The 15,084-nt window shown below is 63.6% G+C and carries 10 protein-coding genes; 3 read left to right on the top strand and 7 right to left on the bottom strand.

Translation table 11 applies throughout. The features are described from left to right. The first annotated feature begins 26 nt into the window (after positions 1–26). Complete coding sequence (yjiA, locus tag LRS11_RS08800) at positions 27–1,001, top strand: GTPase (protein WP_260496461.1); 975 nt, start codon at positions 27–29, stop codon at positions 999–1,001. Between the two features lie 264 nt (positions 1,002–1,265). On the opposite strand, the gene glyA is transcribed toward yjiA, so the two are convergent. Beyond that, positions 1,266–2,519: a serine hydroxymethyltransferase gene (gene glyA, locus LRS11_RS08805; protein ID WP_260496462.1), complete on the bottom strand. Its 1,254-nt coding sequence runs from the start codon at positions 2,517–2,519 to the stop codon at positions 1,266–1,268. Positions 2,520–2,632: 113 nt separating this feature from the next. Then, entirely contained in the window at positions 2,633–6,739 is a 4,107-nt protein-coding gene (locus tag LRS11_RS08810) for an EAL domain-containing protein (RefSeq protein WP_260496888.1), read from the bottom strand. Positions 6,740–7,103: 364 nt separating this feature from the next. On the opposite strand from LRS11_RS08810, the gene ettA reads away from it, so the two are divergent. Continuing rightward, positions 7,104–8,771 carry an energy-dependent translational throttle protein EttA gene (ettA, locus tag LRS11_RS08815; RefSeq protein WP_260496463.1) on the top strand — a complete coding sequence of 556 codons (1,668 nt, stop codon included), beginning with the start codon at positions 7,104–7,106 and terminating at the stop codon, positions 8,769–8,771. Between the two features lie 141 nt (positions 8,772–8,912). Then, positions 8,913–9,527 carry a YiiX family permuted papain-like enzyme gene (locus LRS11_RS08820; RefSeq protein ID WP_260496464.1) on the top strand — a complete coding sequence of 205 codons (615 nt, stop codon included), beginning with the start codon at positions 8,913–8,915 and terminating at the stop codon, positions 9,525–9,527. Positions 9,528–9,596: 69 nt separating this feature from the next. On the opposite strand, the gene arcC is transcribed toward LRS11_RS08820, so the two are convergent. From arcC to LRS11_RS08845, 5 genes are all read right to left on the bottom strand, one after another. Next, positions 9,597–10,523: a carbamate kinase gene (gene arcC / locus LRS11_RS08825; protein ID WP_260496465.1), complete on the bottom strand. Its 927-nt coding sequence runs from the start codon at positions 10,521–10,523 to the stop codon at positions 9,597–9,599. Positions 10,524–10,695: 172 nt separating this feature from the next. Beyond that, the gene (locus LRS11_RS08830; protein ID WP_173209514.1) at positions 10,696–11,706 is read right to left on the bottom strand and encodes an ornithine carbamoyltransferase; all 1,011 of its coding nucleotides are present in this window, start codon (positions 11,704–11,706) and stop codon (positions 10,696–10,698) included. 97 nt (positions 11,707–11,803) lie between these two features. Next, positions 11,804–13,054, bottom strand: a complete 1,251-nt coding sequence (gene arcA / locus LRS11_RS08835) for an arginine deiminase (RefSeq protein ID WP_260496466.1) — start codon at positions 13,052–13,054, stop codon at positions 11,804–11,806. A gap of 16 nt (positions 13,055–13,070) precedes the next feature. Beyond that, positions 13,071–14,498, bottom strand: coding sequence for an arginine-ornithine antiporter (gene arcD, locus LRS11_RS08840; RefSeq protein WP_260496467.1), 1,428 nt, complete (start codon positions 14,496–14,498; stop codon positions 13,071–13,073). 217 nt (positions 14,499–14,715) lie between these two features. Continuing rightward, complete coding sequence (locus LRS11_RS08845; protein ID WP_260496468.1) at positions 14,716–15,084, bottom strand: DUF5064 family protein; 369 nt, start codon at positions 15,082–15,084, stop codon at positions 14,716–14,718.

Consider the following 15,084-nt stretch of genomic DNA (forward strand, 5'->3'; position numbering starts at 1 on the left):
CGATCCACGCTACGCAGGAATACTTCATGACCCATGCCCCCATTCCCGTCACCGTGCTCAGCGGCTTTCTCGGCGCCGGCAAGACCACCTTGCTGCAGCACCTGCTGCAGGCCGAGCACGGCCTCAGGCTGGCGGTGATCGAGAACGAGTACAGCGACACACCGATCGACGGCCAACTGCTTGGCAGTGCGCCGGTCGAGGTGATGACCCTGGCCAATGGCTGCGTCTGCTGCTCGATCCATGTCGAGCTGGAAAAGGCCCTGTACCTGCTACTGGACAAGCTGGATGCCGGTGAACTGGCCTTCGACCGCCTGGTGATCGAGTGCACCGGCCTGGCCGACCCGGCGCCGGTGGCGCAGACCTTCTTCGCCGACCCGGAGCTGTGCGAGCGCTATGTGCTGGACGGCATCCTCACCCTGGTCGACGCGGCCAATGCCGAGCGCCATCTGCAGGAAACCATCGCCCAGGCCCAGGTCGGTTTCGCCGACCGCATCCTGCTGAGCAAGACCGATCTGGTCGATGCTGCCCATATCGAGGCGTTGAGCCAGCGCCTGCAACGGATCAACCGCCGCGCGCCGATCCGCGTGGTCGAGCACGGCCGTATCGACCTGGCCGAGTTGCTGGATATCCGCGGTTTCAATCTCAATGCCGATATCGCCCCGGCCTTGCGCCTGACTCCGCGGGTGCCGGCTGGCAGCACGCCGGACCGGATTGCCACCCTGGTGCTGAAAAGTGATAAGCCACTGGATCTCGACAAGCTCAGCGCCTTTATGGAGAACCTGCTGGAGCAGCACGGCAACTCGCTGCTGCGCTACAAGGGCGTGCTCAGCGTCGCCGGTGAGGCGCGGCGCATGGTGTTCCAGGGTGTGCTACGGCTGTATGGCTTCGACTTCGACAGCGAGTGGGCGGCGGACGAGGTGCGTGAGAGCGTGATCGTGTTTATCGGCGACAAGCTGCCGGAAGATGAGATTCGCGCGGGATTTGCCCAGGTAGAGGCCTGATCGATAAGTCACCCCTCTCCCGTTCACGGGAGAGGGGCCGGGGGAGAGGGTGTTCGAGGCCGGCGCTCTCCCTCTCCCTAGCCCTCTCCCATAAATGGGCGAGGGGACTGATCCGTGTTGCGGGCGTAGTTCGTCGTCTGGCGTAGCCCGGATGCAATCCGGGAAGCAGGCAGCCACTGACCCCGGATTGCATCCGGGCTACCGCCCAGAAACGAAAAAGCCCGGCATCAGCCGGGCTTTTTCTTGCAGCGAGAACGCTGACGCTTAGTTGCCGTACACCGGCAGCTTGGCGCAGACGGCCTTGACCTTCTCGCGTACTGCGTCGACCACGGACTCGTCGCCCATGTTCTGCAGGATGTCGCAGATCCAGCCGGCCAGTTCCTGGCACTCGGCTTCCTTGAAGCCGCGGGTGGTGACGGCCGGGGTGCCGATGCGCAGGCCGGAGGTAACGAACGGCGAACGCGGGTCGTTCGGCACGCTGTTCTTGTTCACGGTGATGTAGGCGCGACCCAGGGCGGCGTCGGCGTCCTTACCGGTGATGTCCTGCTTGATCAGCGACAGCAGGAACAGGTGGTTCTGCGTACCGCCGGAAACCACGTCGAAGCCGCGGGCGATGAACACGCTGGCCATGGCCTGGGCGTTCTTCACCACCTGCTGCTGGTAGGTCTTGAACTCAGGCTGCAGGGCTTCCTTGAAGCACACGGCCTTGGCCGCGATCACGTGCTCCAGCGGGCCACCCTGGGCACCCGGGAAGACGGCGGAGTTGAGCTTCTTCTCGATCTCCTCGTTCTTGCGCGCGAGGATCAGGCCGCCGCGCGGGCCGCGCAGGGTCTTGTGGGTGGTGGTGGTGACGACGTCGGCGAACGGCACCGGGTTCGGGTACACGCCGGCGGCAACCAGGCCAGCCACGTGGGCCATGTCGACGAACAGGTAGGCACCGACTTTGTCGGCGATGGCGCGGAAGCGCGGGAAGTCGAGGATCTGCGAGTAGGCGGAGAAGCCGGCGATGATCATCTTCGGCTTGTGCTCAACGGCCAGGCGCTCGACTTCGTCGTAGTCGATCAGGCCGGCATCGGTGATGCCGTACTGCACGGCGTTGTACAGCTTGCCGGAGGAGGAAACGCTGGCGCCGTGGGTCAGGTGACCGCCGTGGGCCAGGCTCATGCCGAGGATGGTGTCGCCAGCTTGCAGCAGGGCGAGGAATACCGCGCTGTTGGCTTGCGAACCGGCGTGCGGCTGGACGTTGGCGTAGTCGGCGCCGAACAGCTCTTTGGCGCGGTCGATGGCCAGTTGCTCGACGATGTCGACGTACTCGCAGCCGCCGTAGTAACGCTTGCCCGGGTAGCCTTCGGCGTACTTGTTGGTCAGTACCGAACCCTGGGCTTCCATCACCGCCGGGCTGGTGTAGTTCTCCGAGGCGATCAGCTCGATGTGATGTTCCTGGCGCTGGGCTTCTTGCTCCATGGCGGCAAACAGGTCGGCGTCGAAACGGGCGAGGGTCAAATCACGGCTGAACATGGCAGTCCTCTGCGGAGCGGTGCGGGAAAAAGGCGCGCATTCTAACCCATACGTCGGGTACTGGCATATGAAAGGCAGTCATGTGGCGGACAAGTGGTGCTCACGCATGCTTTCTAGCTGAGCATGAACAGCGCAGCGCCGCTGAACTGGGCCTCGAACTGCGCGGCGGGCATCGGCTTGCCGAGCAGGTAGCCCTGCACCTCGTCGCAGCCGTGTTCACGCAGGAAGTCGAGCTGGGGCTGGGTTTCCACGCCTTCGGCGATCACCGCCAGGCCCAGGCTGTGAGCCATGGCGATGATGGCGCGGGCGATCTGCCCGTCCTGCTCGCCCTCGGGCAGGCCGTCGACGAAGCTGCGGTCGATCTTCAGCACGTCGATGGGGAACTGCTTGAGGTAGTTGAGCGAGGAGTAGCCGGTGCCGAAGTCGTCCACCGCGATGCACAGGCCGAGTTTCTTCAGGCTGGCGAGGATTTGCAGGGTTTCGTCGACGTCGCGCATCAGGATGCTTTCGGTCAGCTCCAGCTCCAGGCAGGCCGAGGGCACGCCACTGACGTCGAGCATGCGTGAGATGCGCATGGCTAGTTGGCCATCGGCGAACTGGCGGGCGGACAGGTTGACCGAAATTTTCGGTACCCGCACCTTGCTGGCGTGCCAGCTCTTGAGCTGGCGGCAGGCCTCTTCGATCACCCAGTCGCCGACCTGCACCACCAGGCCGAGTTCTTCCAGCACTGGAATGAACTCGCCGGGCGCGACCAGGCCGCGCACCGGGTGCTGCCAGCGCAGCAGCGCTTCGACCCCGGTCAGGCGCTTGCCGTCGCCACTGAACTGCGGCTGGTAGTAGAGCAGGAACTGATCCTGCTCCAGGGCATGGCGCAGGTCGCTTTCCAGCTCCAGGCGCTGCAGGGCGGTGGCGTTCATGTCCGCTTGGTAGAACTGGAAGTTGTTCTTGCCGCGTTCCTTGGCGTGGTACATGGCGGTGTCGGCGTTCTTCATCAGCTGGCTCAGCTCGTCACCATCTTGCGGTGCCAGGGCGATGCCGATACTGGCGGTGACGAAGAACTCGCGGCCCTGCAGGATGAACGGCTGAGCCAGGCTGGCGAGGATCTGCTCGGCCACATGGATGGCGCGGTTCAGTGCGCCTTCACGGGTTTCGCGCGGTTGCAGCAGCAGGGTGAATTCGTCGCCGCCCATGCGTGCCACGGTGTCGTCCTCGTCGACGCAGGCGGCCAGGCGCACGGCCACGTCCTTGAGCATGCGGTCGCCGGCGGCATGGCCGAGGGAGTCGTTGATCGGCTTGAAGCGGTCGAGGTCGAGGAACATCAGGACCACCCATTCCTCGTGCCGCTCGGCATGTTGCAAGGCGGTGTGCAGACGGTCCTGGAACAGGGTGCGGTTGGGCAGCAGGGTCAGGGCATCGTAGTAGGCCAGGCGGTGGATGCGCTGCTCGCTGGCCTTGCGCTCGCTGATGTCGTTGAAGAAGCACACATAGCTGACCAGATCACCTTCGTCGTCCTGTACCGCGGTGATGCCGACCCAGGCCGGATACTGCTCGCCGCTCTTGCGCTTGAGCCACAGCTCGCCTTCCCAGCTGCCATGCTGGTTGAGCTGGTTGAGGATGTAGGTGAGCTGGCCAGCCTGCTGGCGGTCGGCGGTAAGCATGCTGGGCAACTGATCGAGCACTTCCGCGGTGGCGAAGCCGCTGATGCGCTGGAAGGTCTCGTTGGTGCGCACGATATAGCCGGCCGGGTCGGTGACCATGATCGCCGCGGTGGAGTGTTCGAAGACCGTGGCGGCCATGCGCAGGTCGCGTTCGGCGCGGCGTTGCTGGCTGATGTCGCGCACGATGCTGAACACGCCTTCGAAGCGGTCCTGCTCGTCCCACATCAGTGTCCCGCGCATTTCCACGGTGATCTTGCGGCCATCGGCACGCAGGCAGTCGAAGACGAACGGCTTGCTGTTCTGCTGTTGTTGCAGCTGTTTCAGGCGCGCCGGGTTGTCGATTGCCTGCTTGAGCTGCTCCAGCATGGCCTGCATTTCATCCTGTTGGCGCGGGCTGGTGACGATGTTGAGCAGGCCGTGCTGGAGGATCCACTCCGGGCTGTAACCGAACAGGTTTTCGGCCGAGGGGCTGACATAGTCCCGCTGCAGTCTGCTGTCCGTGGAGAAGATCACATCGCTGATACTTTCCGCCAGGCGCCGATAACGCCGTTCGCTGTCGTGCAGGCTGAGTTGGGCGTTGATCTCGAGGGTGATGTCTTTGGCCACGCCGATCAGGCGGCTGACCCGGCCATTGGCATCGCGGCTGAGGGCGTGTTCGCGGATGTCGAACCAGTGCCAGCTGCCGTCGCGGTGGCGCCAGCGCAGCTGGAGTTGCAGCAACTGACCCTGGCCGACCACTTTCTGCAGGTTGCGCACGCGCTGGTACAGCTCGACATCGTCGGGGTGGAGGATCTTCTCCCACAGCTTGTCGCCCAGTTGGCGCAACTCGTCCTTGCTGTAGCCCAGATCTGGGCCGAGGCGGTTGTTGCTGAACAGCACGCGCTGGTTGCTCATGTCGTGCACATACAGCGTATCCGGCACGGCGCGCAGCACATCGGACCAGAAACGCTCGCGCTCGACCAGCGACAGCTCGACGCGCTTGCGGCTGGTGATGTCGTGGATGCTCAGGGTAACGGCCTTGAACTCGTTGGCCCGGCGCGGCAGCTGCAGGGTCAGCCACAGGTAGCGTTCATGGCCATGGGGCGTGCGCATGCGGCTTTCGACCATCATGTCCTGCTCACCATCGATCAGCGCGGTAATCAGTGCATGGCGAGAGCTGCCCGGCCGTAGCGGGCGATTGCCGATCAGGTGATCCCAGGCCTGTTTCGGCGAGTCGACGCCGAGCAGTTGCATGGCCACCCGATTCAACTCGGTGATGCGTAGCTGCTTCAGCAGCAGTTGATTATTTTCCGGCGACTGTTGCAGCCAGCCAGCCAATTGGCTGCTGTGGCGCAGGCCCTGCTGGTCGAGGAAGTCCTTCATGCCGCTCAGATCGAACACGTAGAGGGCGATACCGCTGCCTTCGAAGATGCCCTGGTAACGTCGGCGGGTGTCCTGCAGGACTTCGACGGCTTTCTGTTGCTCGGTCACGTCGCGCAGTACCCAGACCGTACCCTCGTGGCGCGCTCCGTCGGCGAGTTTGTGGCTGGTCACGGTGTACAGGCGGGATTGGCCGTCCTGAAGGATTTCGACTGGTTGTGCCGGGGGCGGCGTGTCGGCTTCCAGCCAGGGTCCGAGGACCGGCAGCAGGTTGAGCAAATGACGGCTACTGGCCTCGGCACTGCTCAGACCGAACATCTGCTCGGCACGCGGATTGAGGTAGCTGATCTGGCCATCGGCCTGGGTCACCAGGACGCGCTCTTCGATGGCGCCCAGGGCGGCGATGGCGTCGTTGAGCGAACGGCGTGACAACGCATGGGATTCACGCAGGCTGCGCTGCTCGCGCAGCAGGCCGAACAGGGCGAGCAGGGCCAGGGTGGCACAGAGGATGAACAGCAACAGCTTGCCGGCCTGCACCGGCAGCAGTTCGGCACGCACCTGCTCGGCATCGAACAGGGCGTGCACTTGCCAGTCGCTATGGGCCAATGGCAGTTGCAGGGTGCTCAACCGGTGCTCAGCTTCGCTCAGTTGCGCGGTTGGCGATGCTTGCGGGTCGTGCGGCTGGCGCAGCATAACCAGGCCGCTGCGCTGATCCTGCAGCAGCCAGGGTTGCTGGTCGCGGGCCTGCGGCAGCCAGTTGTGCAGGGCCGCCGGGCGTAGGCGCAGCAGCCAGCCGCCAGCAGTTTTGGGCTTGGCCAGTGCCAGATAGAGCAGGCCTTGCTCGCGTGGGCCATAGGCGAAATGGTAGGGGTGCTGGTGCGCCAGGCTCAACTGGCTGAGCAGTTCGCTGTCTGCCGCTGGCGCGCTGTCGGCCAGCACCTGGCCCTTGGCGTCGAACCAGGCCAGGCTGTGCAGGGCCGGGTAGATGCGGCGCAGGCTGTCGAGCAGCGCGCTCAGGTCGTTTCCGGTTACGGGGGCGGGGGCGTTGTGTTGCAGGAAAGCCTGGCCGGCTTCGGCCTTGAGCTTCATCGCCAGGGCCAGGTGTTCGCTCAACTGGGTGCTGTAGGCCAGGTTGCGTTGGCGCTGGTTATCTTCCAGTTGCTGGAATTCCTGCTGCAATTGCCACAGCAACAGGCCCAGCATCAATGCCACCAGCAGCGCCAGAGCCCCTTTCAGCGAACCACGCGAAGGGCTGGCGAACGGGTCGCGTAGGGCGCGGCGGGAGCGGTGGCGGGGGAGTTTAGGCACGCAACGGAATCCTGCTGATACAACTGCCTGTCTATGGACTGTAAGCCAGGCAAGCACAGCCCGCTAGCATGCCTTGAAGTGCGGCAATGTGCCATTACTGTCCGTCGTTGTGGTTTGCCCGTACGGGTGCAATTCGGTAGTTTTGCCGCACGCGCGCGGGCCTAGCGGCTATCATGCACATTCGCTGGAAAGTTTTGCTGCGGTCGATCGGCCGGCGGCGCTGTTTCTCCTCTTCTTATATACAGAACCAAGGTCATCCATGGCTCAATACGTCTACACCATGCATCGGCTCGGCAAGGTCGTGCCGCCGAAGCGGGAAATCCTCAAGAACATCTCCCTGTCGTTCTTCCCGGGCGCCAAGATTGGCGTGCTTGGCCTCAACGGTGCCGGTAAGTCGACCCTGCTGCGCATCATGGCTGGCGTCGACACCGAGTTCGACGGCGAAGCCCGCGCCATGCCCGGCATCAACGTCGGCTACCTGCCGCAGGAGCCGCAGCTCGACCCGAGCAAGAGCGTGCGCGAGATCGTCGAAGAGGCCGTAGGCCAGATCAAGCAGGCCCAGGCCCGTCTGGACGAGGTGTATGCCGCCTACGCCGAGCCGGATGCCGACTTCGACGCCCTGGCCGCCGAGCAGGCCAAGCTGGAAGCCATCCTGCAGGCCAGCGACGGCCACAACCTCGAGCGCCAGCTGGAAGTCGCCGCCGACGCCCTGCGCCTGCCGGCCTGGGATGCGCGCATCGAACACCTGTCCGGTGGCGAGAAGCGCCGCGTGGCGCTGTGCCGCCTGCTGCTGTCGGCCCCCGACATGCTGCTGCTGGACGAGCCGACCAACCACCTGGACGCCGACTCGGTGGCCTGGCTGGAGCACTTCCTCCACGACTTCCCGGGCACCGTGGTGGCGATCACCCACGATCGCTACTTCCTCGACAACGTCGCCGGCTGGATTCTCGAACTCGACCGCGGCGCCGGCATCCCGTACGAGGGCAACTACTCCGGCTGGCTGGAGGCGAAATCCAACCGCCTGGCCCAGGAATCCAAGCAGCAGTCGGCCCATGAAAAGGCCATGAAGGAAGAGCTGGAGTGGGTGCGCAAAGGCGCCAAGGCTCGCCAGTCCAAGTCCAAGGCGCGTCTGCAGCGTTTCGAGGAAATGCAGTCGCAGGAATTCCAGAAACGCAGCGAGACCAACGAGATCTACATCCCGGCCGGTCAGCGCCTGGGCGACAAGGTCATCGACTTCGTCAACGTCAGCAAGGGCTACGGCGACCGTGCGCTGATCGACAACCTGTCGTTCAGCATGCCCAAGGGCGCCATCGTCGGCGTGATCGGCGGTAACGGCGCCGGTAAGTCGACCCTGTTCCGCATGCTGATGGGCAAGGAGCAGCCGGATTCGGGCAGCATCGAGATCGGCGACACCGTGCAGCTGGCCTGCGTCGACCAGAGCCGTGAAGACCTCGATGGCAGCAAGACTGTGTGGGAAGCCGTGTCCGGCGGCTCCGACATGATCAAGATCGGCAACTACGAGGTGCCGTCGCGTGGCTATGTCGGTCGCTTCAACTTCAAGGGGGGCGACCAGCAGAAGTTCGTCAAGGACCTCTCCGGTGGTGAGCGCGGCCGTCTGCACCTGGCCCTGACCCTGAAAGAGGGCGCCAACGTCCTGCTGCTCGACGAGCCGTCCAACGACCTCGACGTGGAAACCCTGCGTTCGCTGGAGGAAGCGCTGCTCGACTTCCCCGGCGCGGCCATCGTGATCTCTCACGATCGCTGGTTCCTCGACCGTGTGGCCACGCACATCCTGGCGTACGAAGATGACTCTCACATCGAGTTCTTCGAAGGCAACTACACCGAGTACGAAGTCGACCGCAAAAAACGCCTGGGCGATGCCGCCGCGCAGCCGCACCGCGTGCGTTACAAGAAGCTGGCGCAGTAACTCGCGCTGCAATGCAAACGGAGCCGCAAGGCTCCGTTTTCATTTGTTCTGCGGCAAAGCGCCAGGCCGTTGGCAGCAGCGCCCCCGCGTCATGGCGATAATCCACCCGCTCGGGTCATTGGTGTCTGCAAGGAGAAGGACATGCTCAGAAGGCAAGGAATGCGCGCCGCCCTGCTGGCCGCGCTCTGTAGTGTCGGCCAGGCTGTGGCGCTGGAGGTGCGCGAAGGCGACATCATCTTCCACCCGTCGCGCTCGACGCAGAGCCTGGCGATTCAGCAGGCCACCCATTCGCGCTACAGCCACATGGGCCTGGTGCTCTACCGTGATGGCCAGCCGCAGGTTTACGAGGCCAGTGCGCGGGTCAAGTACACGCCGCTGGCCGAGTGGATCGCCCGCGGCGAAGGTGGTCACTATGTGCTCAAGCGGCTGCGCGAGGCCGATCGCCTGCTGGACGAGCCGGCCCTGCGCCGCCTGCGGGCCGAGGCGGCGCCGTTTGCCGGGCGCCGCTACGACCTGACGTTCGAATGGTCGGATCAGCGCCTGTACTGCTCCGAACTGGTGTGGAAAATCTACCAGCGCGCCCTCGGGCTGGAAATCGGCGCTCTGCAGCAGATCCGCGACTTCGATCTGAGTTCGGCTGCGGTGCGCAGCAAGATGCGCGAACGCTATGGCGAGCAGGTGCCACTGGATGAGCAGGTGATTTCGCCGGCGGCGATGTTCGATTCGCCCTTGCTGGTGCAGGTTTACGCGCAGTAAGCGCGGCACCCGGCGATCTTCAGAGTGATCACGGCCCCGTCACGCGGGTGACGGAGCCGTGATCAGGCCTCAGCGATAGCTCACGCCGGGTTGCGCGGTGCTGATGCGGGTGCCGGCCTTGCCCTGAACGATGGCTTCGATGTCCGGCAACGATCCGATCACCGCCACCTTGCCGGTGTCGCGGGCGAACTCGCAGGCCGCCTGGACTTTCGGCCCCATGGAGCCCGCGGCAAAGCCGAGGCGTTCCAGTTCGTCGGGGTGGGCCTGGGCGATGGCCTTCTGGGTTGGTTTGCCCCAGTCGATATAGGTGGCATCAACATCGGTGGCGATCACCAGCAGGTCGGCTTGCAGTTCGGTGGCCAGAAATGCTGAGCAGAGATCCTTGTCGATCACCGCTTCCACCCCGACCAGCTTGCCGTCTTTGTACATGGTCGGGATGCCGCCGCCACCGGCGGCAATCACGATGGTGCCCTTTTCCAGCAGCCACTTGAGTGGACGAATCTCGAAGATGCGCTTGGGTCGTGGGCTGGCGACGACGCGACGGAACTTGTCACCATCGGGTGCGATGGTCCAGCCTTTCTCGGCGGCCAGTTGCTCGGCTTCCGCCTTGGCGTAGACCGGGCCGATGGGCTTGGTCATGTGCTGGAAGGCTGGGTCGTTGGGATCGACTTCAACCTGGGTGAGCAGGGTGGCGAAGGGCACCTCGACGGGCAGCAGGTTACCCAGCTCCTGTTCGATCATGTAGCCGATCATGCCTTCGGTTTCGGCCCCGAGCACGTCCAGCGGGTAGGGGTTCTTGGCATCGTAGGCGTTGCCTTGCAGGGCCAGCAGGCCGACTTGCGGGCCGTTGCCGTGGGCCACCACCAGCTCGTTGCCGGTAGCGATCTTGGCGATCTGCTCGCAGGCGATGCGCACGTTCTCGCGTTGGTTCTCGGCGGTCATGGCTTCGCCGCGGCGAAGCAGGGCGTTACCGCCCAGGGCGATGACGAGTCGCATGGTGTTCTCCTTGTTCGTAGCCGGGGTGATGCACGATCGGCTCCCTCTCCCATTCATGGGAGAGGGCTGGGGAGAGGGTGATCAGGCGACTCGGAATCGTCGGATAAACCCTCTCCCCCAGCCCCTCTCCCGCAAGCGGGAGAGGGGAGGCAAGCGCACAGCTTTTTGGGGTTTAGATATCGGCCAGGGTCGAAACCAGGATCGCCTTGATGGTGTGCATGCGGTTTTCCGCCTGCTCGAAGGCGATGCACCACGGCGACTCGAACACATCCTCGGTCACTTCGATGCCGTTCTTCAGGTGCGGGTACTTCTCGGCGATCTGCTTGCCGACCTTGGTGTCGCTGTTATGGAAGGCGGGCAGGCAGTGCATGAACTTGACGCGTGGGTTGCCGGCAGCCTGCATCAGCGCGCTGTTGACCTGGTAGGGCAGCAGTTGCTCGATACGCTCGGCCCAGGCTTCGACCGGCTCGCCCATGGATACCCAGACGTCGGTATGGACGAAATCGACGCCCTTGACCGCGGCCTTGGGATCTTCGGTGAGGGTGATGCGCGCGCCGCTTTCCTCGGCGAACTTCTTGCAGGCGGCAACATGCTCGTCAGTCGGCCACAGCGCCTTGGGTGCGGCGATACGCACATCCATGCCCAGCTTGGCGCCGATCAGCAGCAGCGAGTTGCCCATGTTGTTGCGCGCGTCACCCAGGTAGGCGTAGCTGATCTCGTGCAGCGGCTTGTCGCTGAATTCACGCATGGTCAGCACGTCGGCGAGCATCTGGGTCGGGTGGTATTCGTCGGTCAGGCCGTTGAACACCGGTACGCCGGCATAGCTGGCCAGTTCCTCAACGATTTCCTGCTTGAAACCGCGGTATTCGATGGCGTCGTACATGCGCCCGAGCACGCGGGCGGTGTCTTTCATGCTCTCCTTGTGGCCAATCTGCGAGGAGCCCGGGTCGATGTAGGTGACGTTGGCGCCCTGGTCATAGGCGGCCACTTCGAAGGCGCAGCGAGTGCGGGTCGAGGTCTTCTCGAAGATCAGCGCAATGTTCTTGCGCAGCAGGTGTGGCTGCTCGGTGCCGGTGTATTTGGCGCGCTTGAGGTCGCGCGACAGATCGAGCAGATAGCGCAGCTCGCGAGTGCTGTGGTGCATCAGACTGAGCAGGTTGCGGTTGTGCATATTGAACGCCATGGTTCTTTCTCCTTGTAGGCAACTGGAAACCTGGCCGCGTCAGAACTGCAAATGGCTGGCGGGGCGGGCGGCTGGGTTACAGCCACCGGGATAGGGATTAGTAGTCGATCGGGTCGCGGATGATCGGGCAGGTCATGCAGTGACCACCGCCACGGCCGCGGCCGAGTTCGCTGGCGCTGATGGTGACGACCTCGACACCGGCCTTGCGCAGCAGGGTGTTGGTGTAGGTGTTGCGGTCATAGCCGACCACCACGCCTGGCTCCAGGCAGACCACGTTGTTGCCGTCGTCCCACTGTTCGCGCTCGGCCTCGAAGCTGTCACCGCCGGTTTCCACCACGCGCAATTTCTTCAGGTTGAGGGATTCGGCGACCACGTCGATGAAGGATTTATCCTCGCGGCGCACGTCGATGCCGCCCGGCTTGCTCTCGTCCGGCCGGAGTACGAAGGGCACGATGTTGTAGGCCACTTCCGGGAAGACGGTCACCAGGTCGCGGTCGCAGAAGCTGAACACGGTGTCCAGGTGCATGGCTGCGCGCGACTTGCCGAGGCCGGCGACTACCACCCTGTCGGCGGCGCCTTTGTCGAACAGGGCCTTGGCCACCTGGCCGATGGCCTGGTGCGAGCTGCGCTCACCCATGCCGATCAGCACGGTACCGTTGCCGATCGGCATCACGTCGCCACCTTCGAGGGTGGCGGCGCCGTGATCCTTGTCCGGATCGCCGTACCAGACCTCATATTCTTCGTTGATGAAGTCCGGGTGGAATTTGTAGATGGCACTGGCCAGCAGGGTTTCCTGGCGACGGGCTGGCCAGTACATGGGATTGAGCGTCACACCGCCATAGATCCAGCAGGTGGTGTCACGGGTGAACTGGGTATTGGGCAGCGGCGGGAAGAGGAAGCTCGACTCGCCCTGATAAGCGGCGAACATCTTCGCAGCCTCGGAGTCCTTGTACTTCACCAGATCGGAGCCGGCCACGCCGCCTATCAGGAACTCGGCGATGCGCCGCGACTCCAGACTTTCGATGAAATCACGCACCTCGCTCTGCAGGCCGAGGCCGACGCTGTTGGCGGTAATCTTGCGGTCGAGAACCCATTTCAGGGCTTCGGGGTTCTTGATCGTCTCTTCGAGCAGGTTGTGCATCTCCACCACGTCGATGCCGCGCTCGCGCATCTTGGTCATGAAGTCGAAGTGGTCACGCTTGGCCTGGGAAACCCAGATCACGTCGTCGAACAGCAGCTCGTCGCAGTTGTTCGGGGTCAGGCGCAGGTGCGCCAGGCCCGGCGAGCAGACCATCACCTTGTGCAGTTTGCCGGCTTCGGAATGGACGCCAAGTTTCTTCTTGCTCATGTTCGAACTCCTTCTCTTAAAGGCTGAGGAAGCCGTCGTAGAGACCGTAGGCGGCAATGCCGGCGCCGATCAGGACGACAACGAAGATCACTTTTTCGATATTGGTGAACACCGGTTGGCCCAGTTCGCGCTTGGCCTTGGCGAACAGGATGGCACCCGGCGCGTAGAGCAGTGCGGAGAGCAGCAGGTACTGCACGCCCGCGGCATACACCAGCCACACCGCGTAGATAGTCGAGATCAGGGCGATCAGCAGATCCTTGTTACGTTGACCGGCATCGTTCTCGTAGGTCTCGCCGCGCACCGCCAGCAGCACCGCGTAGGCGCTGGACCAGAAGTACGGCACCAGGATCATCGAGGTGGCCAGGTACAGCAGCTTGAGGTAAGTGGCGTCGTTGAACAGGGTGATGACGAGGAACAGCTGGATCAGGCCGTTGGACAGCCACAGCGCATTGACCGGTACATGGTTGACGTTCTCCTTGCGCAGGAACTCCGGCATGGTGTGGTCCTTGGCCGAGGAGAAGATGATCTCCGCGCACAGCAGGGTCCACGACAGCAGGGCTCCGGCTAGGGACACGATCAGGCCGACACTGATCAGCATGGCGCCCCACGGGCCGACCACATGCTCGAGTACGCCGGCCATCGACGGGTTCTTCAGCCCGGACAGCTGGGCCTGGGCCAGGATGCCCTGGGACAGCAGGTTGACCAGCACCAGAAGCAACAATACGCCGACGAAGCCGATCACCGTGGCCTTGCCGACGTCGCTGCGTTTCTCGGCGCGGGCGGAGAAGATGCTCGCCCCTTCGATGCCGATGAATACCCAGACGGTGACCAGCATCATGTTGCGTACCTGATCCATCACGCTGCCCAGCTCGGTATTGCTCTCACCCCAGAAGTCGCCGGTGAACACGTCCATCTTGAAGGCGATGGCGGCAATCACGATGAACAGCGCCAGCGGCACCATCTTGGCGATGGTGGTGACGGTGTTGATGAACGCCGCTTCCTTGATCCCGCGCAGCACCAGGAAGTGCAGCAGCCACAGCAGTACCGAGGCGCAGATGATGGCCGGCAGGGTGTTGCCCTCGCCGAATACCGGGAAGAAGTAACCGAGGGTGGAGAACAGCAGCACCATGTAGCTGACGTTGCCGATCCAGGCGCTGATCCAGTAGCCCCAGGCCGAGGAGAAGCCCATGTAGTCGCCAAAACCGGCCTTGGCGTAGACATACACGCCGCCGTCCAGTTGCGGCTTGCGGTTGGCCAGGGTCTGGAAGACGAAGGCCAGGGTCAGCATGCCCACGCCGGTGATCAGCCAGCCGATCAGAGTGGCGCCGGCACTGGCGCTGGCGGCAATGTTCTGCGGCAGCGAGAAGATCCCGCCACCGACCATGGAGCCGACGACCAGGGCGACCAGAGCACCGAGTTTAAGTTTGTTGCTTGAGTCCGTCATGTTGCCCCCTAGGCTGTATTGGCAGCGTTTTTTTATTAGGCAGTGGTGGTGATGACCAAAGCATGACCGTGCACCTCGGCCATGCCGTGCAGACTGCTGAGCGCTGTGCACTGATGAATGCCGTTCAACTCAATCTGTCCTCCGTGCTGGTTATGTGGCGCCGTGGCGCTGGGCCACCGCTCTCTGACGGGGCGGCCATCTGTGCGCTATGGCAGGCTCACAGGCCATCTTTCTCGAGGTGGTCGAAGTCGACCGGCTCGCCTGGTTTCGCCCCAAGCTGCTCGCGGATGTCCTTGAACATGGCGTCGTACTCGGCATGCCCGCGCATGATTGGGCTGGAGTTGGGTGACAATCCGTGTTTGACCACTGCCTTGGTGATCAGGCTGGCGAAGTTGAAGGCGGTATCGCGGTGCATGTCGAACTCTTCGCAGAACTCGCGGCCCTCGATGGTGCCCGTCACTTTGAAGTGCATCAGCATGCCTTCGACCGCGTCGCGGCGAACCTCATAGAACACGTCGATCTCGAACTTCGGCATGTTCGGCATATTGAGTGGTGTAGTGCGGTGAAGATGACCTGGTTTAAACAT

It is taken from the genome of Pseudomonas sp. J452 (genome assembly GCF_024666525.1).
In the GTDB taxonomy this organism is placed as follows: Bacteria; Pseudomonadota; Gammaproteobacteria; order Pseudomonadales; family Pseudomonadaceae; genus Aquipseudomonas.